Annotated in this window: 23 protein-coding genes; 12 read left to right on the forward strand and 11 right to left on the reverse strand. The window is 70.1% G+C overall.

The features are described 5' to 3' along the window. The first annotated feature begins 7 nt into the window (after nt 1-7). Genes ACTB72_RS00585 through ACTB72_RS00635 form a run of 11 tightly spaced genes read left to right on the forward strand, consistent with a single transcriptional unit; the run spans nt 8 to nt 12,174 of the window. On the forward strand, nt 8-862 hold the full coding sequence (locus ACTB72_RS00585; protein WP_463035025.1) for a GntR family transcriptional regulator: 855 nt from the start codon (nt 8-10) through the stop codon (nt 860-862). Continuing rightward, entirely contained in the window at nt 859-2,079 is a 1,221-nt protein-coding gene (locus ACTB72_RS00590; protein ID WP_463035026.1) for an ABC transporter substrate-binding protein, read from the forward strand. The genes ACTB72_RS00585 and ACTB72_RS00590 overlap by 4 nt, the downstream gene beginning before the upstream one ends. A 57-nt stretch (nt 2,080-2,136) precedes the next feature. Next, nucleotides 2,137-3,009 (forward strand): branched-chain amino acid ABC transporter permease, encoded by an 873-nt coding sequence (locus ACTB72_RS00595; protein ID WP_463035027.1) that lies wholly within the window; start codon nt 2,137-2,139, stop codon nt 3,007-3,009. Continuing rightward, a complete protein-coding gene (locus tag ACTB72_RS00600; protein WP_463035028.1) occupies nt 3,006-3,965 on the forward strand; it encodes a branched-chain amino acid ABC transporter permease in 960 nt (319 codons plus the stop codon). The genes ACTB72_RS00595 and ACTB72_RS00600 overlap by 4 nt, the downstream gene beginning before the upstream one ends. After that, nucleotides 3,965-4,720: an ABC transporter ATP-binding protein gene (locus ACTB72_RS00605; RefSeq protein WP_463035029.1), complete on the forward strand. Its 756-nt coding sequence runs from the start codon at nt 3,965-3,967 to the stop codon at nt 4,718-4,720. The genes ACTB72_RS00600 and ACTB72_RS00605 overlap by 1 nt, the downstream gene beginning before the upstream one ends. Further along, nucleotides 4,713-5,414, forward strand: coding sequence for an ABC transporter ATP-binding protein (locus ACTB72_RS00610; RefSeq protein WP_463035030.1), 702 nt, complete (start codon nt 4,713-4,715; stop codon nt 5,412-5,414). Before ACTB72_RS00605 ends, ACTB72_RS00610 begins: the two co-directional genes overlap by 8 nt. Nucleotides 5,415-5,464: 50 nt before the next feature. Continuing rightward, nucleotides 5,465-6,358: an isocitrate lyase/PEP mutase family protein gene (locus tag ACTB72_RS00615; RefSeq protein ID WP_463035031.1), complete on the forward strand. Its 894-nt coding sequence runs from the start codon at nt 5,465-5,467 to the stop codon at nt 6,356-6,358. Further along, a complete protein-coding gene (locus ACTB72_RS00620) occupies nt 6,355-8,115 on the forward strand; it encodes a hydantoinase B/oxoprolinase family protein (protein ID WP_463035032.1) in 1,761 nt (586 codons plus the stop codon). The genes ACTB72_RS00615 and ACTB72_RS00620 overlap by 4 nt, the downstream gene beginning before the upstream one ends. Beyond that, nucleotides 8,112-10,172 carry a hydantoinase/oxoprolinase family protein gene (locus ACTB72_RS00625; RefSeq protein WP_463035033.1) on the forward strand — a complete coding sequence of 687 codons (2,061 nt, stop codon included), beginning with the start codon at nt 8,112-8,114 and terminating at the stop codon, nt 10,170-10,172. Before ACTB72_RS00620 ends, ACTB72_RS00625 begins: the two co-directional genes overlap by 4 nt. Then, nucleotides 10,169-10,777 (forward strand): cysteine hydrolase family protein, encoded by a 609-nt coding sequence (locus ACTB72_RS00630; RefSeq protein ID WP_463035034.1) that lies wholly within the window; start codon nt 10,169-10,171, stop codon nt 10,775-10,777. The genes ACTB72_RS00625 and ACTB72_RS00630 overlap by 4 nt, the downstream gene beginning before the upstream one ends. Then, the gene (locus tag ACTB72_RS00635) at nt 10,774-12,174 is read left to right on the forward strand and encodes an FAD-dependent oxidoreductase (protein WP_463035035.1); all 1,401 of its coding nucleotides are present in this window, start codon (nt 10,774-10,776) and stop codon (nt 12,172-12,174) included. The genes ACTB72_RS00630 and ACTB72_RS00635 overlap by 4 nt, the downstream gene beginning before the upstream one ends. A 2-nt stretch (nt 12,175-12,176) precedes the next feature. On the opposite strand, the gene ACTB72_RS00640 is transcribed toward ACTB72_RS00635, so the two are convergent. The 5 genes from ACTB72_RS00640 to ACTB72_RS00660 form a co-directional block, all read right to left on the reverse strand. Then, nucleotides 12,177-13,310 (reverse strand): AbrB family transcriptional regulator, encoded by a 1,134-nt coding sequence (locus ACTB72_RS00640; RefSeq protein ID WP_463035036.1) that lies wholly within the window; start codon nt 13,308-13,310, stop codon nt 12,177-12,179. Nucleotides 13,311-13,407: 97 nt separating this feature from the next. Beyond that, nucleotides 13,408-14,142 carry an SDR family NAD(P)-dependent oxidoreductase gene (locus tag ACTB72_RS00645; protein ID WP_463035037.1) on the reverse strand — a complete coding sequence of 245 codons (735 nt, stop codon included), beginning with the start codon at nt 14,140-14,142 and terminating at the stop codon, nt 13,408-13,410. Next, nucleotides 14,139-14,792 (reverse strand): isochorismatase family protein, encoded by a 654-nt coding sequence (locus tag ACTB72_RS00650; protein WP_463035038.1) that lies wholly within the window; start codon nt 14,790-14,792, stop codon nt 14,139-14,141. Before ACTB72_RS00650 ends, ACTB72_RS00645 begins: the two co-directional genes overlap by 4 nt. A gap of 12 nt (nt 14,793-14,804) precedes the next feature. Continuing rightward, the gene (locus ACTB72_RS00655) at nt 14,805-15,668 is read right to left on the reverse strand and encodes an isocitrate lyase/PEP mutase family protein (RefSeq protein WP_463035039.1); all 864 of its coding nucleotides are present in this window, start codon (nt 15,666-15,668) and stop codon (nt 14,805-14,807) included. Between the two features lie 27 nt (nt 15,669-15,695). Beyond that, nucleotides 15,696-16,442: a maleate cis-trans isomerase family protein gene (locus ACTB72_RS00660; RefSeq protein ID WP_463035040.1), complete on the reverse strand. Its 747-nt coding sequence runs from the start codon at nt 16,440-16,442 to the stop codon at nt 15,696-15,698. A gap of 206 nt (nt 16,443-16,648) precedes the next feature. Between ACTB72_RS00660 and ACTB72_RS00665 the strand changes: the two genes are divergently transcribed. Further along, nucleotides 16,649-17,452 carry a GntR family transcriptional regulator gene (locus ACTB72_RS00665; protein WP_463035041.1) on the forward strand — a complete coding sequence of 268 codons (804 nt, stop codon included), beginning with the start codon at nt 16,649-16,651 and terminating at the stop codon, nt 17,450-17,452. A gap of 5 nt (nt 17,453-17,457) precedes the next feature. Here ACTB72_RS00665 and ACTB72_RS00670 read toward each other — a convergent pair whose 3' ends face one another. Genes ACTB72_RS00670 through ACTB72_RS00695 form a run of 6 tightly spaced genes read right to left on the reverse strand, consistent with a single transcriptional unit; the run spans nt 17,458 to nt 22,796 of the window. After that, complete coding sequence (locus tag ACTB72_RS00670; RefSeq protein WP_463035042.1) at nt 17,458-18,333, reverse strand: MBL fold metallo-hydrolase; 876 nt, start codon at nt 18,331-18,333, stop codon at nt 17,458-17,460. After that, on the reverse strand, nt 18,333-19,157 hold the full coding sequence (locus ACTB72_RS00675) for an SDR family NAD(P)-dependent oxidoreductase (RefSeq protein ID WP_463035043.1): 825 nt from the start codon (nt 19,155-19,157) through the stop codon (nt 18,333-18,335). The genes ACTB72_RS00670 and ACTB72_RS00675 overlap by 1 nt, the downstream gene beginning before the upstream one ends. Then, nucleotides 19,154-19,843 (reverse strand): GntR family transcriptional regulator, encoded by a 690-nt coding sequence (locus ACTB72_RS00680; RefSeq protein WP_463035044.1) that lies wholly within the window; start codon nt 19,841-19,843, stop codon nt 19,154-19,156. Before ACTB72_RS00680 ends, ACTB72_RS00675 begins: the two co-directional genes overlap by 4 nt. Continuing rightward, nucleotides 19,840-20,757: a polysaccharide deacetylase family protein gene (locus ACTB72_RS00685; RefSeq protein ID WP_463035045.1), complete on the reverse strand. Its 918-nt coding sequence runs from the start codon at nt 20,755-20,757 to the stop codon at nt 19,840-19,842. The genes ACTB72_RS00680 and ACTB72_RS00685 overlap by 4 nt, the downstream gene beginning before the upstream one ends. A 56-nt stretch (nt 20,758-20,813) precedes the next feature. Further along, nucleotides 20,814-21,560 (reverse strand): maleate cis-trans isomerase family protein, encoded by a 747-nt coding sequence (locus ACTB72_RS00690; RefSeq protein ID WP_463035046.1) that lies wholly within the window; start codon nt 21,558-21,560, stop codon nt 20,814-20,816. 30 nt (nt 21,561-21,590) lie between these two features. Further along, nucleotides 21,591-22,796 carry an FAD-dependent oxidoreductase gene (locus ACTB72_RS00695; protein ID WP_463035047.1) on the reverse strand — a complete coding sequence of 402 codons (1,206 nt, stop codon included), beginning with the start codon at nt 22,794-22,796 and terminating at the stop codon, nt 21,591-21,593. Nucleotides 22,797-23,028 lie beyond the last annotated feature (232 nt).

A 23,028-nucleotide genomic window follows, 5' to 3' on the forward strand; every position in this document is an offset into this window, starting at 1 on the left:
GCGACAGGTGCGACAGGCGACCGAGCCTCTCAAGGCCCAGCGGATCTACCTGCTGCTGCGGGACCTGATCGTCGCCGGCGATCTCGGTTCGGGCGCGCGCCTGCCGTCGGAACCGACGCTCGCGGTCGAACATGGCGTGTCGCGGGTCACCATCCGCCGGGCGCTGGCGCGGCTGGACGACGAGGGGCTGATCGAGAAGCGCGCCGGCTCCGGCACCTTCGTGCGCCCGGCGGCCCCGATGGTGCGCGCCGCCATCGCCGACATGTCCAACGTCTTCGCCCACCTGATCGAGATGGGGCGGACCACCGACGCCCGGCTGCTGTCCTTCGACTACATGACCCCGCCCGAAAGCATCCGCGCCGCGCTCGGCATGGAGGCGGACGAGCGCGTCCAGCGCTCCGTCCGGGTGCGCACCGTGGACGGGGCCCCGTTCTCGCACCTCACCGCGCATGTGCCGGAGCGGATCGGCCGCGCCTGGACCCGCGACCAGCTGGCGCGCGAGCCGCTGCTGGGCCTGATCGAGGCGGCCGGGCGCAGTCCCGCCCGTGCCGGGCAGGAGGTGTCCGCTGTGCTCGCCGGCCCCGAAGTGGCGGATGCGCTGGAGGTCGAGGTCGGCTCGGCGCTGGTGTCGCTTACCCGCACCGTGTTCGGCCCCGACGACGAGGGGCTGGAGCATCTCCAGGCGCTTTACCGACCCGACCGCTACAGCCTGCGCATGGATCTGGTGCGAGAAGGCGGGGCCGGAAAGCGACGCTGGAGCCCGATAAGTCCGGTCTTCGCTGGAAAAACGCCGCGCGCAACGCGGGTCAACGCCAACAGACCGAACCCGAAAAACCATCTCGAACAGGAAGGTGACCCATGACCGGAATTCTGAAAACCACCTCGCGCCGGGCCGTGCTCAAGGGCGGCGCCGCGGCGGCCGTCGGCATCCTCGCCGCCCCGCGGATTCTTCGCGCGCAGCCCGCGTCGGTGAAGATCGGCCTGCTGCAGCCGCTGTCGGGCTTCCTCGCCCAGGCCGGCGATCTGGCCAGGATCGGCGCCGAATACGCGGTGAAGGAGATCAACGACGCCGGCGGCATCCAGTCGCTCGGCGGCGCGCCGGTCGAGCTGATCGTGGGCGACAGCCGGTCGAACGCCGAAGCCGGCGCCCAGGCGACGGAAGAGCTGAACTCGGCCGGCGTCGTCGCCATCGGCGGCGGCTTCGCCTCGGGCATCTCGCTGACCGCGACCCAGGCCGCGGCGCGCTACGACCTGCCGTTCCTGGTCGACAGCGCCGTGGCGGATTCGATCACCGAGCGCGATCTGAAGAACACCTTCCGCTTCGGCCCGAATTTCTCGATGGCGACCGAGATCGCGCTGGCGAACCTCGTCAAGCTGAACGACGCCTCGGGCAAGGCCGCGAAGACCGTGGCGCTGGTGCATGAGGACGGGCTGTTCGGTTCGGGTCTCGCCAAGATCATGCAGGACAAGCTGCCGGGTCTGGGCTTCGAGATCGTGGCGGTGCTGTCGCATCCGACGCCTGCCCGCGACATGTCCAACATCGCGCTGCAGCTGCGGTCGCTGAAACCGGACCTGATCATCCCGTCGCATTACTACAACGAGTTCGTGCTGCTCGCCCGCACCCTGCAGCAGCAGCGGGTGAAGCCGAAGGGGATCTACGCGATCTTCGGCGGCGCCGCGTCGTCCTACCAGTTCGTCAAGGAATATCCCGAGGCGGCCGAGGGCGTGTTCGACTGCAACCACTGGGGCGACCCGACCAACCCGACCGACGCCGCGCTGAAGAAGATGGTCGAGGATCAGGGCAAGTTCTTCGCCTACAACACCCCGATCAACTACTCGCTGGTCAAGGTGCTGGCCGAGGCGGTCGAGAAGGCCGGCAAGGCCGACCGGGGCGCGGTGATCGAGGCGCTGGCCTCCTCCGAGTTCGACTCGGGCGTGATGCCCTACGGGATGACCCGGTTCGACGCCTCCGGGCAGAACGGGTCGGCCCTGCCGCTCAACACCCAGGTCCAGGGCGGCGAGATCAAGGTGATCTACCCCGAGGACTACGCGCAGGCCGCGCCGAAATTCCCCGTCTGATCCTGACATCCGGGGGCGCAGCGGCGCCCCCGGTCCCACCCGAATCTGCGAGCCCGCATGCATTCCCCCCTGATCGTGGCCGAGGCGCTGCTGAACGGCCTGATGCTCGGCGCCGTCTACGCGCTGGTGGCGCTGGGCCTGACGCTGGTCTACGGCGTCCTGCACATCGTGAATTTCGCCCATGGCGCGTTCCTGACGGTCGCCATGTTCGGCGTCTGGCTGGCGTGGAGCCGGCTTGGGCTGGACCCGTATCTGTCGATGACCCTGCTGGTCCCCGCCATGGCCGCGCTCGGCTACGCCGCCCAGCGCTGGGTGATCGGGCCGGCGAGCCGGGGGGCCGACAACTCGATCCTGCTGGTGACGCTGGGCCTTTCGATCATCATCGAGAACGGGCTGCTCGCCATCTTCCGCTCCGACACCCGCACCATCGACACCGATTACGCCTTTCAGGTCGTCGAGCTCGGGCCCCTGCTGCTGTCCTTCCCCCGCGTGGTGGGCCTGGGCGCGGCGCTGGCGACGGCGGCGGCGCTCTGGGTGATCCTCAACCGCACCGATATCGGCCGCGCCATCCGCGCCGTGGCCAAGGAGAAGCTGGGCGCGAGCCTGGTGGGCATCGACGTGGCCCATGTCTACGCGGTGACCTTCGCCATCGGCGCCGCCTGCCTCGGCGTCGCGGCCGCGCTGCTGATGCCGGTGTTCTACGTGGCGCCCAACACCGGCGCCGCCTTCGTGCTGGTCGCCTTCACCATCGTGGTGCTGGGCGGCATGGGCTCGGTCACCGGCGCGCTGGTCGGCGGGCTGCTGATCGGGGTGGTGGAGAGCGCGTCGTCGCTGTGGTTCGGCGACAGCCTCGGCCAGATCGGCATCTTCCTGATTTTCATCGCGGTGCTGCTGGTCCGGCCCACCGGCCTGTTCGGAGCGCGCCCATGACCCCCCGCGATCTCGCCGCCCCGCTCGCGGTCACCGCCGGCCTCTGCGTCGTGCCGTTCCTCGGGCTCGACGGCACAATGCTCAACCTTCTGATCTTCATGATGATCATCGCGCTGGCGGCGCAGGGTTGGAACATCCTCGGCGGCTTCGGAGGGCTCGCGTCCTTCGGGCACGCCGCCTTCTTCGGGACCGGGGCCTACGCCACCGCGATCCTGCAGACCAAGGTCGGGCTCGGCGCCTGGCCGGCGCTGCTGTGCGGCGTGGCGCTGGGCGCGGCGGTGGGGGCCTTCATCGGCTTTCTCAGCTTCCGGTCCGGCCTGCGCGGGTCGTATTTCGCGCTGATCACGCTCGCTTTCGCCGAGGTGCTGCGCATCGCCTCCAACGCCACCGAGTTCACCGGCGGCGCCGCGGGCATCCTCGTCCGGCTCGACTACGGGTTCTGGAACCTCCAGTTCGAGGACCGGCGCTGGTTCGCGGTGCTGGCCGTGCTCTGCGTCGGGGCTGCGCTGGTGCTGGTCCGATGGATCGAGCGCGCCCGCTTCGGCGCCCGCCTGATCGCGGTGCGCGAGAACGAGGAGGCGGCCAAGGCGCTCGGCGTCGACGTGTTCCGGGTGAAGATGGGCGCGATCAGCCTGTCGGCCGGGGTCACGGCGCTCGCCGGCTGCCTTTATGCGCAGAACTTCCTCTTTCTGGATGCGCAGGTGGCCTACGGCTCCTGGATCTCCATCGAGGCGCTGTTCGCGGCCATCGTCGGCGGGCTCGGCACGCTTTTCGGGCCGCTGATCGGGGCGGTGGTGCTGCTGGGGCTGGGCGAGGTGACCAAGGCCTATGCGGGCGGGGTTCCGGGGGTCGATCTGGTGGTGTTCGGGATCATCCTGATCCTGACTGTCGCCTTCGCGCCGGGCGGGCTGACCGGCCTCGCCGCCCGGCTGGGCTTTCGCGGAGGGCGCGCGTGATGCTGCTTGCCGAAGGACTGACCAAGCGCTTTTCGGGCCTCACCGCGGTGGACAACGCCACGGTGGAGGCGCGCGAGGGCGCGATCACCGGCCTGATCGGGCCGAACGGGGCGGGCAAGACCACGCTCTTCGCCATGGCCTCGGGGTTTCTGAAGCCTGACGCGGGGCGCGTCAGCTTCGCGGGGCAGGACGTCACCGCGATGCCGCCGCATCTGCGGGCGGAGGCCGGCATGGCCCGCACCTTCCAGATCGTGCAGCCCTTCGCGGGCCTCACCGTGCGCGAAAACATCGCCGTCGGCGCTTTCCTGCGCACGCCCTCGCGGACCGAGGCCCTGGCCCGGGCCGAGGCGGTGGGAACCCGGCTCGGCCTCGGCCCCGATCTCGACCGCGCCGCGTCGGGCCTGACCGTCGCCGGGCGAAAACGGCTGGAACTGGCCCGGGCGCTCGCGACCGAGCCGAAGCTCCTGCTGCTCGACGAAGTGCTCGCCGGCCTCAACCCCTCCGAAATCCGCGACATCCTTCCCGTGATCCGCGCCATCCGCGACGAGGGGGTCACCATCCTGATGATCGAACACATCATGCAGGCGGTGATGAACCTCTGCGAGACGGTCTACGTGCTGTCGCAAGGCAAGATGATCGCCGAAGGTCCGCCGGCTCAGGTCTGCGAGGACCCGGGCGTGATCGAGGCCTATCTGGGCAAGGGCGCCGCCGCCCGCATGAAAGCCGACGCCGCGGGAGGGGCCGCCCATGCTTGAGGTCACCGATCTGCGCACCGGCTATGGCGGGGCCGAGGTGCTGCGCGGCCTGTCGCTGACCGTCAACGCCGGGGAAATCGTCGCCGTGCTCGGCGCCAACGGGGTCGGCAAGACCACGCTGAACATGGCGCTGTCGGGCGTTATAAAACCCTGGTCCGGCGCCATCCGCTTCAACGGGGCGGAGATCGGCGGGGCCAAGCCCCCCGCCATCGTCGCCGCCGGGCTGGTGCATGTGCCCGAGGGGCGCAAGATCTTTCCGAACCTCTCGGTGCGGGAGAATCTTGAGCTCGGCGGCTATCTGGTGGCGCGGTCCGGCCGTGCAGCCAACCTCGCCCGGGCCTTCGACACCTTCCCCCGCCTGAAGGAACGCGCCGGCCAGCTCGCCGGCACGCTTTCGGGCGGCGAACAGCAGATGCTCGCCATCGGCCGCGGGCTGATGAGCGAGCCCAGGCTCCTGATCCTCGACGAACCCTCGCTGGGCCTCTCGCCCCTGCTGGTCGAGGAGATGTTCGGCCTGATCGCCGGTCTGGCCCAAGGCGGCCTGCCGATCATGCTGGTGGAGCAGAACGTGGTGCAGTCGCTCGACCTCGCTTCGCGCGCCTACATCCTTGAGAACGGCCTGGTGGCGCTGGAAGGGGAGGCGGCCAAGCTCGCCGCCGACCCCGAGCTGAAGCGCGCCTATCTGGGCCTGTGACCATCGCCGCGCGCCAAAACGCCGGCGGACAAAGACAAGGGGATCAACCCATGAGCCTGAAATCCCGCCTGACCGAGGACCGCGTGCTGGTCGCGCCCGGGGTCTACGACGCGCTGTCGGCCTCGGTCGCCGCCGCCGCGGGCTTCGAGGCGCTGTATCTCTCGGGCGCCGGCATCGCCTACACCCGGCTCGGACGGTCCGATATCGGGCTGGTGTCGATGGCCGAGGTGGCGGATGTGATCGCCATGGTCCGCGACCGGGTGCCGACCCCGATGATCGTGGACGCCGATACCGGCTACGGCAACGCGCTGAACGTGGAACGCACGGTGCGCCTGTTCGAGCGGGCGGGCGCGACGGCCATCCAGCTCGAGGATCAGACCAACCCCAAGCGCTGCGGGCACCTGAAGGACAAGACGGTGATCCCGGCCGGCGAGATGGTTGGAAAGATCAAGGCGGCCGTGGACGCGCGGGTTTCGGACGAAACCCTGATCGTCGCGCGCACCGACGCGCTGGCGACCGAGGGCCCCGACCGCGCCATCGACCGCGCCCGCGCCTATGCCGCGGCCGGAGCCGACGTGCTTTTCGTCGAGGCCCCCCAGTCCGCCGAGCAGCTCGCCCGCGTGGCGCGGGAGCTTTCCGGCACGGTCCCCCTGATCGCCAACATGGTGGAGGGCGGGGACACCCCGCTTCAGGGGGCCGCGGATCTGGCCGCGCTCGGCTTCCGCATCGCCATCTTCCCCGGCGGCGTCGTGCGCGCCGTGGCCCGGACCATGACCGACTACTACGCCTCGCTCGCGCAGGCGGGCTCCAACAAGCCCTTCGCCGACCGCATGTTCGATTTCAACGGCCTCAACGACCTGATCGGAACCCCGGATCTGCTGGCCCGCGGCGCCCGCTACGAGGCCCCCGAACACCAGACCCCCGACGAGGAGACGCGCAAGTGAGCGCCAAAATTCCCCCCGCCGCCGCCGCCGCCGCGCTCGATCCGGTCACGCTCGCCGTCCTCAAGGGCCGGCTGGAGCAGATCGTGGACGAGATGGACGCGACGCTCTATCGCTCCGCCTTCAACCCGACCATCGCCGAGGCGAAGGACGCCTGCCACGGCATCTACGATCCGGTCACCGGCGACACCCTGGTCCAGGGCGCCGGCGGTCTGCCGATCTTCGTGGGCGCGATGGCCTTCGCCGTGCGCGCCGTGATCCGGCGGGTGGAGGAGAACGGCGGCCTCGCCCCCGGCGACGTCTACCTGTTCAACGACCCCTACGAAGGTGGCACCCACCTCAACGATTTCCGGTTGGTGCGCCCGATCTTCCGGGAGGGAAAACTCTTCGCCTGGATGGCGTCGGTCGGCCACTGGCTCGACATCGGCGGCAACGTGCCCGGCGGCTACAATCCCAAGGCCACCGAGTCCTTCCAGGAGGGCATGCGTCTGCCCCCGGTGAAGCTCTACACCGCCGGCGTGCTGAACAAGGACATCACCGCGATCCTCGACGCCAATTCGCGGCTGCCGATGTCCAACTGGGGCGATCTCAACGCCCAGCTCAACGCGCTCGACCTGGGCGAGAGCCGTTTGCACGCCCTGCTCGACGATTATGGCGACGCGGTGATCGCGCAGGCCTTCGTGGCGTTTTCGGACCGGGCCGAGGCGATGATGCGCGCGGCGATCACCGCCATTCCCGACGGGCGGTATTCGTTCGAGGACGTGCTCGACAATGACGGCATCGTCGACGAGCCGCTGACCGTGGCGCTGGACGCGACGGTGACCGGCGACCGCCTGATGCTCGATTTCTCGCGGTCCTCGGGCGCCTGCCTCGGCCCCATCAACATCTCGCGGTCGACCACCATCGCCGCCTGCTACGTGGCGCTGAAGCACATCTTCCCGGAGGTGCCCGCCAATGCCGGCTGCCTGCGCCCCATCGATTTCGGCATCGTCGACGGCTCGCTGCTGGGCGCCGACGCGCCCCGCCCCGTGGCGGGCTACACGGAAACCATCCTGCGCCTGATCGGCGTGGTCTTCGGCGCCATCGCCCAGGCCGACCCCGCCCGCGCGCTGGGCGCCCCCTTCGGCACCATCAACGCGCTGTCGCTGTCGGGGCGCCGGGGAGATGGCTCGCGCTGGGTCATGTTCTCGTTCTTCGGCGGCGGGCTGGGGGGCAATCCCGAGAGCGACGGGCTCAACCACGCCAACAACCCGATCTCCACCGCCACCATCCCGCCGGTGGAGATCCTCGAGGCCGCCTATCCGGTGATGTTCACCCAATGGGCGCTGCGTCCCGACAGCGCCGGCCCCGGCGCGCATCGCGGCGGCGTCGGCGCGGTCTATGAGATCGAGCCGCTGGTCGACGCCGACGTGGCCCTGCTGGGCGAGCGCGGCAAGGCCCCGCCCTTCGGCGTCGCCGGCGGCGGGCCCGCCGCGATGAATGAATTCCACTGGCAGACCGAGGACGGCGAGGCCTCCCCCCCCATGGTATCGAAGATCACCGACCTGCACCTTTCCGCCGGCCGCCGCCTGCGGCTCGAAACCCCCGGCGGGGGCGGATGGGGAGACCCGATGACCCGGACCCCGGAGGCGGTCGCGCGCGACGTGCGATCGGGATTCGTCAGCCCCGCGCGGGCGGCGTCCGACTACGGCGTGGCGCTCGATGCGGTCGGTCAGGTTGATGCGGCGGCCACCGCCGCCCTGCGGGGGGACCGGGCATGAGCGACGCGAAAGGCTCCATCGTCGGCGTCGATGTCGGCGGCACCTTCACCGACCTGTTCCATTTCGACGAGGCCACCGGCGTATTCCGCACCGGCAAGGTGCCGTCCAACCGCGGCGACGAGGCGGTCGGCTTCCTCGACGGCCTCAAGGGCTTCGGCGCGGTGGCGGACCTCGCCTCCATCGTCCATGGCACCACCGTCGGCACCAATGCGCTGCTGGAGCGCAAGGGCGCCAAGGTCGGCCTGATCACCACCACCGGGTTCCGCGACGTGCTGGAGATGCGCCGCCGCGATCGCCGGTCCACCTGGGGCCTGACCGGGGATTTCACGCCGGTCATCGAGCGTGATTTCCGCATGGAAGTCGACGAACGCACGCTGGCCAGCGGCGAAATCCGCGTCGCCCTCGACCCCGGGCAGGTGCGCGAAGCCGCCCGCAAGCTGGTGGCGATGGGGGCCGAGTCCCTCGCCATCGTCTTCGTCAACTCCTACGCCAACCCGGCCAACGAGATCGCCGCGATCGAGGCGGCGCGCGAAGTCTGGCCGAACGAGCATCTGGAGCGTTCCTCCGCCATCCTTCCGGAAATCCGCGAGTTCGAGCGCGCCTCGACCACCGCGCTGAACGCCTATCTGCAGCCGGTGGTGGGGTCCTATCTGGCGAAGCTCGAGGGCGCGCTCGCCTCCGAGGATTTCGCCGGAAAATTCCATATCGTGCAGTCGAATGGCGGCGTGATGTCGACCGAAGTCGCGCGCCGGCTTCCCGCCCGCACCGCGCTTTCGGGTCCGGCGGCGGGCGTGATCGCGGCGGCGGCCATCGCCGAGGCGGCGGGCTTCCCGGATGTGATCACCGGCGATCTCGGCGGCACCTCCTTCGACGTCTCGCTGATCGTGGGCGGGGAGACCGCGCTCGCGCCCCAGACCACCGTCGATTTCGGCCTGGTGATCCGCACCCCGATGATCGAGATCACCACCATCGGGGCCGGCGGCGGCTCCATCGCCCATGTGGACGTCGGGGGCATGCTGCAGGTCGGTCCGGAAAGCGCCGGGTCCCGCCCCGGCCCGGTCTGCTACGGGCAGGGAGGGACGCGCCCGACGCTGACCGATGCCAATGTCGTGCTCGGCCGGATCAACGCCGAACGTCCCATCGGCGGCAAGCTCGCCCGGCTCGACGTCGAGAGCGCCAAGGCCGCCATCGACGAACATGTGGCCAAGCCCCTCGGCCTCGGGGTGATGCAGGCGGCGGAGGCCATCGTGCGCGTCGCCGACGGCAAGATGGCCGGCGCCATCCGCCTGATGTCGATCGAACGGGGGCATGACCCGTCCCGCTTCGCCGCCGTCCCCTTCGGCGGCGGCGGCGCGCTGCATGTCGGCGCGCTGATCAAGGACGTGGGGCTGAAGGCGGCGCTGGTGCCGCGCTATCCGGGCGTCACCTCGGCGCTGGGCTGCGTGATCGCCGACATCCGCCACGACCAGGTTCAGACGGTGAACCTGTTCCTCGCCGATCTCGACGCCGAAGCCCTTGGCGCCCGCATGGCGGAGGAGGCCGAGGCCGCCGTCGCCGTGGTCAAGGCCGCCCGCCTGTCGGTGGACCGGATCGAGACCCGGTTCGAGCTCGACATGCACTATATCGGCCAGACCCATACGCTGGCGGTGTCCCTGCCCGCGAGCCTTGGAGGGGGGAAGGTCGAGATCTCCGTCGACATGATCCGGGCAGCGTTCGAAAAGGCTTATCAGGCGAGCTTCTCCCGCCTGCTGCCGGGCGCGGGGATGCGGATCGTGAACCTGCGGACCTCGGCCATCGGGATCCGGCCGAGCTTCGACCTCGCGGCCCTCGCCCCGGGCGAGGAGGCGTCGGAGGAGAAGGCTTCCCGGCCCTCCCGCCTGGTCTGGTTCGGCGGCGAATGGCATGAGGCGTCGGTCTGGGCGCGGCTCGACCTGCCGGTCGGAGCGGTGGTCCCCGGCCCGGCGATCCTCGAGCAACCCGACGCGACGGTGGTGGTCGACCCCGACCTCACCGCCCGCATCGACCGTTTCGGCAATGTGATCGTGGAGCGCAAATGACCCATCCCGTCCCCATCGAGCGCACGGCGCTGCTGACCGTCGACCTGCAGAACGACTTCATCCATCCCGAAGGCGCCTATGGCCGCGCCGGGCAGGGGGCGGCGGAGATCGCGGCGCTGCCGGTCCGGCTTCGGCCCCTGGTCGATCTGCTGCGGGCCAGGGGCGGCTGGTATGTCTCGACCCAGTTCACTCTGGTCCCCGCCAAGGGCGAGCCGCTGATCGCGCCGCATCTGAAGGCCCTGCGCCCGTTCCTGACCAAGGGCGATTTCGCCCCCGGCAGCTGGGGCAACGCCTTGGTGGATGAGCTGCAACCCGCGGATATGGTTGTGGAAAAAATCGCCTACTCCGCCTTCTACCAGACCCGCATGGAATGGGCGCTCCGAAAAGCGGGGATCGAGCGTCTGCTGGTCGCGGGCATCGTCACCAATGGCGGCGTCGCCACCACCTTCCGCGACGCCCATGTCCGCGAATTCGACGCGATCCTGCTGGAAGACGGCTGCGCCGCCTTCTCCCGGAAGACCCATGACGAGGCGGTGCAGGCGCTGCGCCCCGTCGGCCGGGTCGCCACCATCGCCGAGATGATGGCGGAGCTCGACGCGCAATGACCGGTCCCGCCGCTTCCGTCGAGACCTCGGACCGGCCCTTCGAGCTGACCGTCCCGGCGGTGATCGTCGGCGCGGGGGCGGCCGGGCTGGTCGCGGCGCTGACCCTGCGGGGCGAAGGGCGCGAGGTGCTGGTGCTGGAGCGCGACGCCATCCCCCGCGGCTCCACCGCCCTGTCGGCGGGCCTGATCCCGGCCCCCGGCACCCGCTGGCAGGCGGCGGCGGGGGTGGAGGACGCCCCCGCCCGTTTCGTCGCCGACATCCTGAAAAAAGCCCATGACGAACCGGACCCGGCCCTCGCCGCGCTGATGGCCGAGACCGTCGGCCCGACGCTCGAATGGCTCGCCGACGCGCATGGGCTTCCGTTCTCGCTGGTCGAGAATTTCTCATATCCCGGCCATTCGGCCCTGCGCATGCACGGCCTCCCCACCCGCTCCGGCGAGGCGTTGATCGACCGTCTCGCCCGCGCGGCCGAGGCGGCGGGGGTGGAGGTGCTGACCGGCGCCCAGGTCGACCGGCTGATCGTCTCGCTGAACGGCACCGTCCGCGGCGTCGGGTTCGTGCGTCCCGACGGCGGGCGGGAGGAGGTGGGCTGCGACGCCCTGATCCTCGCCTGCAACGGCTATGGCGGGAACAAGGCCAAGGTCGCGGCGCATATCCCCAGCCTTCGCGACGCGCTCTATTTCGGCCATCCCGGCAATCAGGGCGAGGCTCTGGATTGGGGCGAGGCGCTCGGCGCCGCCACCCGCGACCTCGGCGGCCACCAGGGCCACGGCTCCGTCGCGCATCCCGAGGGCATCCTCATCACCTGGGCCACGGTGATGGAGGGCGGGTTTCAGGTGGACGTTTCAGGCGCCCGATTCTCGGATGAATCCACCGGCTATTCCGAGCAGGCCGCACGCGTGCTCCAGCAGCCGGACGGCATCGCCTGGACGATCTTCGACGCGCGGATCGCCGGCATCGCCCGCCAGTTCGAGGATTTTCGCCGGGCCGAGGCGATGGGTGCGATCCGCGAAGCCGAGGACCTGCCCGCCCTCGCCGCCGTCATCCGGGTTCCCGAGGCGACCCTCGCCGCCACCTTCGAAACCGTCGAGGCGGCGAAGCGCGGCGCGGCTCCGGACCCGTTCGGCCGCGCCTTCGAAGGCGTGCCGCCGCTGGAAGCGCCCTATCGCGCGGTGCGGGTGACGGGCGCGCTGTTCCACACCCAGGGTGGACTTGCGGTGGACGATCAGGCTCGCGTGGTCCGCGCCGACGGGACTGCGATCGCAAATCTCTTCGCCGCGGGCGGGGCGGCTTGCGGGGTCTCGGGCCGGGGGGCGGAGGGGTATCTCTCGGGCAACGGCCTGCTGTCGGCGGTGGCGCTGGGCCGGGTCGCGGGGCGCGCCGCCGCGAAACTCTGAAGCTACCCGCCCGCCGCCGGGACCCGCAGGCGGGCGGCGATGAAGCGGGCGATGAACGGCCCCGCCGCCAGCACCGCAAGAAAGCGCGCGGTCTGCATCGCCATCACGAAGGGCACGTCCACGTCCGAGCCCGCGGCGATGATCGCCACCGAATCCGCCCCGCCCGGCGAGGTGGCGAGGAAGGCGGTCAGCGGGTCGATCCCCGCGAACTCCGCCAGCGCCATCGCGAACCCCCCGCACAGCGCCAGCAGCCCGGCCACCGCCAAGGTCAGCCGGGGCAGGGCGCGGGCGGCATGGTTCAGGATCCGCCGGTTGAAGCGCAGCCCGATGGCCCAGCCCGTCGTCGCGAAGGCGGCGGCGAGCAGCCAGGGCGGGGTCGACACCTCCGCCGTGCCCGAATTCTCCAGCGTCGCGGTGATCAGCAGCGGCAGCAGGAAGGCGCCCGACGGAATCCGCAGCAGGCGCGTCGCCAGAAGGCTGACCGCGACCACGCCCGCGGTGACCGCCAGCGCGGGGAGGTCGGCGGCCGGAAACCACTCGGTCGCGGGCCGTCCGCCCTCGGGCGCGCCCAGCCACAGCCGGGTGACCAGCGCCGCCGAGGCCGCGACCATCCCCACCCGCAGATACTGCATCACCGCCACCAGCCGCATGTCGGCGCCATAGCTTTGGGACATCAGCACCATGGCCGACGCCGCGCCCGGAGACGCGCCCCATACCGCGGTGGTCCCCGGCAGCACCTGGGCGCGGGCGAGGATGTAGCCGAGCCCCGCGCTCGCCGCGATCACCGAAGTGACGCCGAGCACGAAGATCGGCCAGTCGGTCCCGATCTCGGCCAGCGTCCCGGCGGGGATGTTGGCCCCGACCATGCAGCCGATCACGCCCTGGGCCAGCATGAAGCCCGCGTCATGCATCTGGGCGCGGCCACCGTTGACCGCGATCACGATCGCCGCCGCCATGGGGCCAAGCAGCAGGGCCGCGGGCAGATGCGCCCATTCGAGACCCCCCGCCACCAGCGCCGACAGCGCGGCCAGCGCCGCCCATTGCGCGGTCACCGGCCAGCGGGCGAGGCGACCGGGGTCGCGACGCTCGGCCGGTTCGGGCGCCGCGACGGGGGGAAGCTGGGGAAGATCGGGCAAGAAGGCTACGCTCGCGGACTGGCGCGCCTGGGCCCCCGGTTCGGGGGCGGCGCGGTCGGGGATCATGGACGGCGAACCCGGCGAGGCCGGGGCCGGATCACGGCATGTAGGCGCCACCGTTGATCCAGAGAACCTGCCCGGTCATGAAGGCGCTGTCCTCGGACATCAGAAATCTCATCGGTCCGACGATATCGCGCGGGGTGGCCACCCGTCCAAGCGGCGTCATGGCGCGGTGACGCGAAAGGTCGACGGCGTCGGCCGCGGTCTCGTCCGACCGCCCCGTGCCGCCGCGGATGAAGGCGGTGTCGACCACCGCCGGCCCCACCGCGTTGACCCTGATATGCGGCGCGAGCTCCAGCGCCAGGGTCTTGGTCAGCGCGATCACGCCGGCCTTGGCCATGGCGTAGGGGCCGAAGCCCGGGCGGATGAACGCGCCGAGGCCCGACGTGGTCAGCACCATCGCGCCCCCTTCGGCCATCAGCGGCGCCGCGGCCTTGGCGGCGAGGAAGCACGACCGCAGGTTCCCCTCGATCACCTCGTCGAAATAGGCGGCTTGGGTGTCGGCGAGGGGCCGGATCTCGGAATTCCAGCCGGCGAGGTTGACGAAGCCGTGCATCCCCTCGGGCCAGAGGGCCGCCACCGCGTCCATCGCCGCGGCGACGGACGCCTCGGACGTGGCGTCCACCTCGATCTGCGCGCAGTCCTGGGGGTGACGGGCGAGGGAGGCGGGCAGGTCGAGCACCGCGACCCGGTCGCCCTCGGCCAGCAGGGCCGCGACCAAGGCCCGGCCGATGCCGCCCGCCCCGCCCAGAACCGCGATGTTGCGGGTCATGGGGCGACGCCGTCGGAGACGACCCCGGCAGACACGGTGGCGAGATAGGCGAGGATGTCCGCCTCGCTCACCACATCGGCGTATTTGGCGTTCATGTCGAAGAGGTTGGCCTCATGCGGGCCGGGGTGACGGTCGCCGCAGGCCTCGGCCACCACCAGCGTGGCGAAGCCGTGGGACATGCAGTCCACGCAGGTCGCGCGCACGCAGCCCGACGTGGTCAGCCCGGTCAGGATCACCGAGTCGATCCCCGCGGCGGTCAGGGTCGACGCCAGCGAGGTCCCGAAGAACGCGGAAGGGTACTGCTTGGAGATGATCAGCTCATCGGCCTCCGGGACCAGCCCGTCGGCGAATTCGCCGGTCCTGACCCCCTCGACGAACGCCCGCAGGGGCTTGGCCTTCTGCCAGAACCGCCCGCCGTTCACGCCGCTCTCATGATAGACCACCTGGGTCAGCACCACCGGCACGCCGGCCGCCTTCGCCGCCGCCCGCACCCTGAGCGCGGAGGCGAGCGCGTCGTCGACCCCGGCGTAGAGGTCGCAGTCCGGCTCGTAGTAAGCCTTTGCGAAATCGACCAGCACCAGGGCCGGCCGTTTGCCGTAGCCGACCTTGTTGTCATAGAGCGCGTAGTTGGCGGAGAGGTCCTGGGTCATCTCGGGCTCCGGTCAGGCGGTCTCTGGGAAGCGCTTTTCGAAATCCCAGACGTCCTGGAACCCGACCAGCTCGTTGAACCTGGAGAAATCGTAGAGGTCGACGGCCGGGGTGGTCTCGCCATGGGTCTTCAGGTCGGCATAGGCGTCGCGCAGGGCCGCGCCCATCGCCAGAAAACCCACCGCGGGGTGAATGGCGATGGAATAGCCCAGCGCCTTCAGCCGGTCTGCGGAGAGCAAGGGCGTGCGGCCGCCATTGACCATGTTGGCGAAAAGCGGCGCGTCGATCTCGTCGCAGACCCGCTTCATCTCGTCCTCGGTCTCCGGCGATTCCACGAACACGACGTCAGCCCCCGCGGCGGCGTAGGCCTTTCCGCGCGCGATGGCCTCGTCCAGTCCCAGCGAAGTCCGGCTGTCGGTGCGTGCCACAATCAAAAAGTCGTCGGACTTGCGGCTGTCGGCGGCGACTTCGATCTTGCGCACCATGTCGGCCATCGGGATCACCCGGCGGCCCAGCGTGTGGCCGCAGCGCTTGGGGAACTCCTGGTCCTCCATCTGCATCGCGGTGACCCCGGCGGCCTCGTAGCCCTGCACGGTGTGACGGACGTTGAGCAGCCCGCCATAGCCGGTGTCGGCGTCGGCGATCACCGGGGTGGCGGTGCGCGCGACCATGGTCGCGATCCGCTCCAGCATGTCGCGGTAGCTGGCGAGCCCCGCGTCGGGCAGGCCCAGATAGGAGGCCACGGTGCCGTAGCCGGTGACGTAGAGCGCGGGGAACCCCGCCTTGTCGGCCAGCAGGGCGGAGATCGCGTCGAACACGCCCGGCGCAAGAATGAAGTCGCCGGATTTCAGCGCGGCGCGGAGTTTGGGGTCGGCCATGGTCGTTCCTCCTTTTATCGTTGAAATTCAGTGGTCGGCGAGCAGGCGCCCGCAGCCTGCCAGCCGGTCCGCCACCCCCGCCGCCCGCAGGCTCGCCCAGAGCGTCGCCTGGTTGGAGGTGACGACGGGCACGCCGAGCTCGGCCTCCAGTCTCTCGACCAGCGGCAGGGTTGGGAAATCGGTGCAGGTGATCAGCAACGCGTCGGAGCCGGGGACGAAAGCGGCGCGGGCATGGGCCGCGACCGCGTCGAGCGAGGTCTTGGCGATGCGGATATACTCATGCGGTCCGGCGGCGCCGATGCCGAGGCCGATGAGGCGCGCGACCTCGAAGCCCTCCCCCTCGAGGAAATGCACCTCATGGGCGTTCAGCACGTCGGCATAGGGCGTGGCGACGGAGATCCGGCGCGCCCCCAGCGCGTGCAGCCCCGCCACGATGGCGGCGGAAGTGGTGACGGCTGGCACCCCGTTGCGCGCCGCCAGCGCTTCGGGCAGGGCGGCGGGGGGCGAGATCATCGACCCCGCCGTGCAGGCATAGGCCACCGCCGCGCAGCCCGCGGGCGTAAGCATGGCGAAGGCCGCGTCCAGATCCGCGTGCAGGCCGGCGAGCCCGGCCGCGGACGCGACGTCGGCATGCAGCCGCATCCGGTGGGTATGAAAGCTCACCCCGGCCGGGACCATGGCCCGCCACTCGATCTCGTTCACCGTGTTGGTCGGCGGCACGATCAGGCCCAGGCGGGCGCGAACGGCGTAATCCGGTTGGGTCAGGGGCGTCATGCGGGGTCCGAAGCGTCTATGTTCCGGTGATGTCCAGCCCGGATCGCATAATGTATCCACATTTGTCCATACCTATTTGCCTATCCGCGTCGGTTCGCCCCTGTTCGGCACGCCCGCGCTTGCGCGTCGGACCGCTTTGCGCGAGGGGAGGGGCGGCTAGCGCCCGCCACCACCGCCTCGCGCCGCCAGAAGGAGACCTCGAAGCGATGTCGCAGACCGATGCCGCCGCCCCTGCCGGGGATGCCGCCCGATCCGCAGAGGCCGGAACCGGCGCCGGGCCGCGCTACGCCCGCATCCAGAAGGTGCTGGAGAACCGGGTGCGCGACGGGGTCTACCCGGTGGGCTCCCTGATGCCGACCGAGATCGAGCTCGCCTCCGAATTCGACACCTCGCGGTTCACGGTGCGCGAAGCCCTGCGTCACCTGACCGAAAACGGCTATGTCGAGCGTCGGCAGGGGGTCGGCACCCGCGTCATCGCCGCCCGCCCTCAGGTCCGGTTCCAGCAGAGTTTCGACAGCCTGTCGGAGCTGTTCCAGGTCGCGGTCGAGACCTATTTCGTGGTGCTGGGCGTGGAGGACGTGACCCTCGACGCCTATCTCGCCGAGCAGGTCGGCGGCCTGCCCGGAGAGGTCTGGATCCGCATCGACGGCATGCGCTGGACCGAGCCCGGCGGCAAGCCGCTGTGCTATATCCAGAGCTATGTGCCCGAGCGGTTCCGCGCCCTCGTCCCGCAATTCTCCGGACATCAGGGGCCGCTTTTCGCGCTGCTGGAAAGCCATTCCGAAGAGCAGATCGAGGAATGCGTGCAGGAGATCCGGGCCGAGCCGATGCCCGAGCCGTTCCAGCGGATGCTGGGCCTGCAGCCCGGCGCGTGGTCGTTGCAGCTGCTGCGCCGCTACATGACCTCGGCCGGGGCGCTGATCGCGTCGTTCAACTGGCATCCGGCCGGGCAGATGACCTATGTGATGCATATCCACCGCAGCAAGCTGATGCCTGACGCGCAAGGGTAAGCCGGTCAGATCCATGCGGGCAGCCAGCCGGCGTCGCCCGCGGGTTCGGCCCGGAAGGCGAGCGGCCCGCGCAGATGGGCGGGCAGGATCAGCGCGCCGTCGGCCTGGGCGTCCTCCAGCAGCGCGAGCCGCGTGGCGACGGCCTGCGCGGGGTCGGCGCAGAAGGCCGAGCACCAGTCCGGCCGGCGCAGCTGCACCGGCGAATGCAGCGCATCCCCGCAGAAGATCGCCCGGCCGCCCTTGTGGGTCAGCGTCAGCCCGACCTGCCCCGGCGAATGCCCCGGCAGCGGGATCAGCGCGAGGCCGGGGCCGAGGGCGGCGCCGTCGTCCATCGCCTCCATCCGCCCTGCGTCGAGGATCGGGGCGATGCTGTCGGCCCAGGCGCCATGGTTGTGGACGCCCGGCTCGGCGGCCTCGGCGGCGGCCCAGTGGTCCAGCTCGCCGCGGCTGGCGAGATAGCGGGCCTTCGGGAAGGTCGGAACCCATTTCCCGTTTTCCGCCCGCGTGTTCCAGCCGATATGGTCGGCGTGGAGGTGGGTGCAGAGCACGATGTCCACATCCTCCGCCCGCACCCCGGCCGCGGCCAGCCGGGCGAGGTAGCCGGTGGCGGCCCGGTCATGCCAGTCGGCGCGGCGGGGGCGGTGCTTATGCTCGCCCACGCAGGCGTCGATCAGGAGGGTCAGCCCGCCGACCCGCAGCAGATGGCTTTGGACGCCGAGCAGGACGTTGCCGGCCGCGAAGTCGACATGGTGGGGCGCGAGCCAGCTTTCCGCGTCGCGGATCGCCTCGATCTCCCTGCCCGGAAACAGGAACCCCAGCGGCAGGGCGAAGGGGTCGAGCTCCACGACCCGCTCCACGGTGGCGCGGGCCAGTTTCAGCATCACATGATCGCCGGTTTTTCGATATGGGGGGAGCGGGCGGCGGCGGCGGCCTCCGCGTCGGGCAGCGTGGGGTCCCAGAGCCGGGCGATGAAGCGCGCGCCGGTGGTCGCATCCGACCCCGGCCCGCAGAGCCAGCCGATCCCCCGACGCATCACCGACGCGGGCAGCAGGCCGCCATCGGCGCCCTTCTTGTTGGCGGACGGCGGCAGCAGGTCGGTGTCGGCCGCCCCGCCGGGCAGGAACACGTTCACCGTGACGCCCGTGCCGGCGAGGTCCTGCGCCCAGACCCGGCTCGCCGCCTCCAGCCCCGCCTTCGACGGCCCGTAGGGCGCATAGCCCCGCCGCACCATGGTCTGATCCGACGTGGAAATGTTGATCACTTTGCCGGACCCCCGCGCCACCATGGCGGGAACCGCGGCCCGCGCCATGTTGAAGGCGCCGTTGAGGTTGGCGGCCATGATCGCGGCCCAGTCGGCCGGATCCGTCTCCCAGAATTTCGTCGGCGCGGTGTTGAACGTCTCCGAAATCCGCCGCATCCCGATGCCGGCGTTGTTGATCAGCGCATCCACCTGCCCGAACCGCGCCGCGGCCGCGGCGACCGCCGCCTCGCATGAAGCATAGTCGGCGACGTCGGCGGCGAGGGCCAGGACCTCGCCCCCCGCGGCCTCGATCATCGCGGCGGTCTCGTCCAGCGCGGCCGAGGGGCCGGCGCCGGTCGCCACCAGCCGCGCGCCCTGCGCCGCCAGCTCCAGCGCCATCTCCCGTCCCAGCCCGCGCGAGGCGCCGGTGACCAGGACGCAACGGCCCGTCAGCGCGCCGGTCATGCGAGGGCCTCCGGCATGCGCCGCGTCGGCGGTTCGGGCTTGGTGGAAATGATATGCCCCTTCATCGCGGCCTCCGCCCATTCCGCATCGCGCCGACCCAGGGCCGAGAGGATGTCGCGGTGCTGGGAATTCGAACGCCGCACGTTGATCCGCTGATCGCACACGAAGCGCTTGATGGTCACCAGCGGCGCCGCGAAGGCCCGCGCGGTCAGGGACCGCAGCTGGGTCGAGCGGGTCGCGGTGACGATGCCGTCGTGGAACGCCGAGTTGAGGGTGAAGAAGCGGTCCACCGCCTCGGGCGTCTCGCCATCGCCCAGCGCGTCGATCTCGTCGACCAGGGCGCGCAGACGGTTCAGCTCGGCTTCGGTGATCCGCGCGGCGGCGAGGCGGGCGGCGTAGCTCTCCATCCTCGCGCGTAGGTCGAAGATCACCTCGACCTCGTGGAACGAGAAATCGGCGACGAAGCGGTGGCGGTTCTCGGCGAGCGCCAGCCCCTCCGCCGTCAGGCGCTGCAACGCCTCGCGGACCGGCGTGCGCGAGGTGCCGGTGAGCTGGGCCAGATGCTCTTCGCGCAGATGCTCGCCCGCGGGCAGGGCGCCCGACAGGATGGCGTCGCGGATGGTCTCATAGGCGCGCTCCGCCGGTTTCGGTCCGGCGAGCTCGGGAGGCGGGCTCTGCAGGGTCATGCGGCCGCCGTGGGGATGTGGCTTTCGTGGTTTTCCAGATACCATTCGGCGATCTCCTCGCGCGTCGCGAACCAGACCCCTTCGAACTGCTTGGCGTAGCGGATGAAATCGCGCAGCGCCCGGATGCGGAACGGCTGGCCGATCACATGCGGATGCAGGCCGAGATTCATGTGGCGGCCCGAAAATTCGGATTCGGCGTAGAGCCAGTCGAACTGCTCCTTGAACACCGCGAAGCCGCCGTCGGCGGTCTGGCCCTGGCGCATGAAGATGGTGAAATCGTTGACCTCGGACGTATAGGGCACCGAGACCATGGGTTTGCCGGACTTGGTGCGCACCAGATAGGGCTGATCGTCGTTCAGCAGGTCGGTGGTGAAGATCAGGCCCTCGTCGGCGAGGATGTCCACCGTGTTCAGGGTGGCGCGCAACGAGGATGAGAGCCACCCCCTGGCGGGCTTGCCCACCGTGTCCTTGTAGATGGCCAGCGTCTTGCGGATCACTTCCCGCTCCGCCGCCGGGTCATGGGCGAAATCGGTCAGCAGGTCGGTCTGCACGTAGTTGTGGGGGACGAGCTCCCACCCCTTCTCGACCGCGGCGTCGACCACGGCCTTCCGCTCCAGCGCCATCTTCGCGTTCATGGTGCAGGACGAGGGCACGCCTTCCGCGTCGAACACGTCGAACATCCGCCACACGCCGACCCGCTGGCCGTATTCGCGCCAGGTCCAGTTGGGGTTGTCGTAGACATTGCCCGCCAGCTCCCCCCCCACGATCCCCGGACCGCCCGGGTAGAACGGTTTGGGGTCCTCGCGCGCCCGGTCCCAGTATTCGAAATTGGTGGTCAGGATGATCGCGAGGCGCTTGCCGTCCGGCCAGCGGAGCGGTTTGCGGTGGGGCATGGGAACGAAATCGTAGTGCACGGGGGCGGCTCCTGCAGCGGGGCGCGCCGCCCCCGGGGAGGGGCGGCGCGAAGGCGTCAGTGGTGGGACAGCAGCGTTCCGAAACCCTGGATCTTGTCCTCGATCCCGTTCATGCGCAGCGCGTGCCAGTAGGTGGCGGTGTTGATCGCGATCACCGGCTTGTCGAGCCAGAACTCGGCCATCCCCCCGACCCGGGCCATGGCGAGGTTGGTGCCGGCCTGGACGATCGCCTCGACCGAGGGGTCGTTGACCTCGTTGATCGCGTCGCGCAGCGTCTTCTCGGTCTCATGCGCGATCAGCACCGGGGAGCCGCTTTTCAGCCCCTTCACCTGCACCACCTCGAAACCGCATTCGGTGAAGTAACGCTCCACCTGGCGGTCGCCGACCGGCATGTAGGGGGTGATGACCGCGATCCGCTTGATATCTCCGAAGCATTTCAGCGCGTTCATGCAGGCGTCCGAGCCCATGGCGACCTTCATGCCGGCGCGCTCGACGATCTCGGCCTGCAGCTTGTCGGCGCGGTCCTTGCCGTCCCAGAAGGTCTCGGCCGACATGCCCATGATCATCGCGTCGGGCTCGCAGGTCTTGACCGCGTCGATGGCGTCCATGGTGGCGGCGCGGATGCGCATCACCAGATCGTCGAAATCCGCGTCGGAGTTCACCGGCAGGTTCTCGACGAGGATGCGCGAGAAGTGGTTGGTCACGCCCACCGGGCGCATGGAGTCGAATTCCGGCTGGACGGAGGTGTTGGTGCTGGGCGCGATCACGCCGAATTTCATCCGGTAGCCGAGGGAGTCGGTCATTTTTCAGGGTCCTGCTTCTTGGGAAAGGGCTTACGCCACCGCGTCGAGGTCGAGCAGCGACTGGATCATGGAAGACCGCATGACGAAATCGCGGTGCCGGGCGGGGTCCTCCACCGTGGCGCGCATGTCGGCGTGGAAGGCGGCGCGGGCGGCGGGGTCGGTTTCCGCCAGCATCTTGCGGTTGCGGATGGTCTGGGCCTGCACGGTGTCGATGCAGACCTGGCGGCGCTGGCGCTCGTAGCGGGCCATCAGCGACAGGTCGGCCTCGCCGCGCCAGATGGCGGCCAGCTTCTCCACGCAATTCACCGCGTCATGCACGCCGCCGTTCATGCCCATCCCGCCCAGCGGGTTGTTGAGATGCGCGCTGTCGCCGGCGAGGAACACCCGGCCCGCGACATAGCGCTTCGCGACCCGCTGATGCACCCGGTAGGCGGTGGCATGGGCGATGTCGTAGCCGGCCGGGTTGGGGCAGAGCGCCTGGAGCCGCGCCTGCATGGCGTCGGGGTCCTTGATCTCGGCCTCGGTCTGGCCCGGGTCGGTGGGCAGCAGCACGCGCCAGAGGCTCGGCGTGCGCAGCAGCACCGCCCATTCCTCGGGGTCGGTGACATAGGCGATGGGGGCGAGGTCGGGGATCGCGGCGGCGAAGTCGAAATGGGTCGACATCGACAGGAAGATCTCGGGGATGGTCATGCCCTCGAACGCGATGCCCAGCGTCTTGCGGATCACCGAATGGGCGCCGTCGCAGGCGATCAGGTAGGCGCCCTTGTGGGTTTCGGCGGTCCCGTCGCCGCGGGTCACGGTCAGGGTCACGCCGTCGTCGTCCTGAGTGACATCGGCGGCCGAGGCCTCGTAGATCAGCTCGGCCATCCCCGTCTCCGCGATCAGGTCGCGGAGCATCTCGGTCAGTTTCCACTGCTCGCATTGCAGGCGGTAGGGGTGGCGGGTGGCGCCGGCCAGCAGGCCGAGGTCGAAGGTCGCGACCACGCCTTCCTGACGGTCGCGGAACTGCCATTTCGGGCAGACCAGCCCCTGTTCGACCAGCCGGTCCGACACGCCGAAACGGTCCAGCATGTCGAGCGTCGGCGGGTGAAACGTGGACGCGCGCAGGTCTTTCGGCAGTTCCCGGCTCGATTCGAAAACGGTGACCGGGATGCCCTCGGCCGCGAGGCTCATCGCCGCGACCAGTCCCACGGGCCCCGCGCCCACCACCAGAACCCGTGCTTCATCCTGGTTCATGCCCCGGCCTTCCTTGTTCGAAGATGTTTCGCTTGACAGCGATTTGGCTCGCTCTCAATGTGCACAACATGTCCGGACATATCAACGGGATTTTTCGCGATAAGTCATGCGGAAGCTTCGTTGGCCCTGTAGGCCGGATGGGGCGCCAAGGTGAATCGGTTGGGTTCTCCAGCTTAATTGACGGGCGCAGCGACGTTTGCGCGCAAAAAAGGGACGTCGGATGGGTGAGCCG

The sequence above is a fragment of the Albimonas sp. genome (assembly GCF_055129145.1).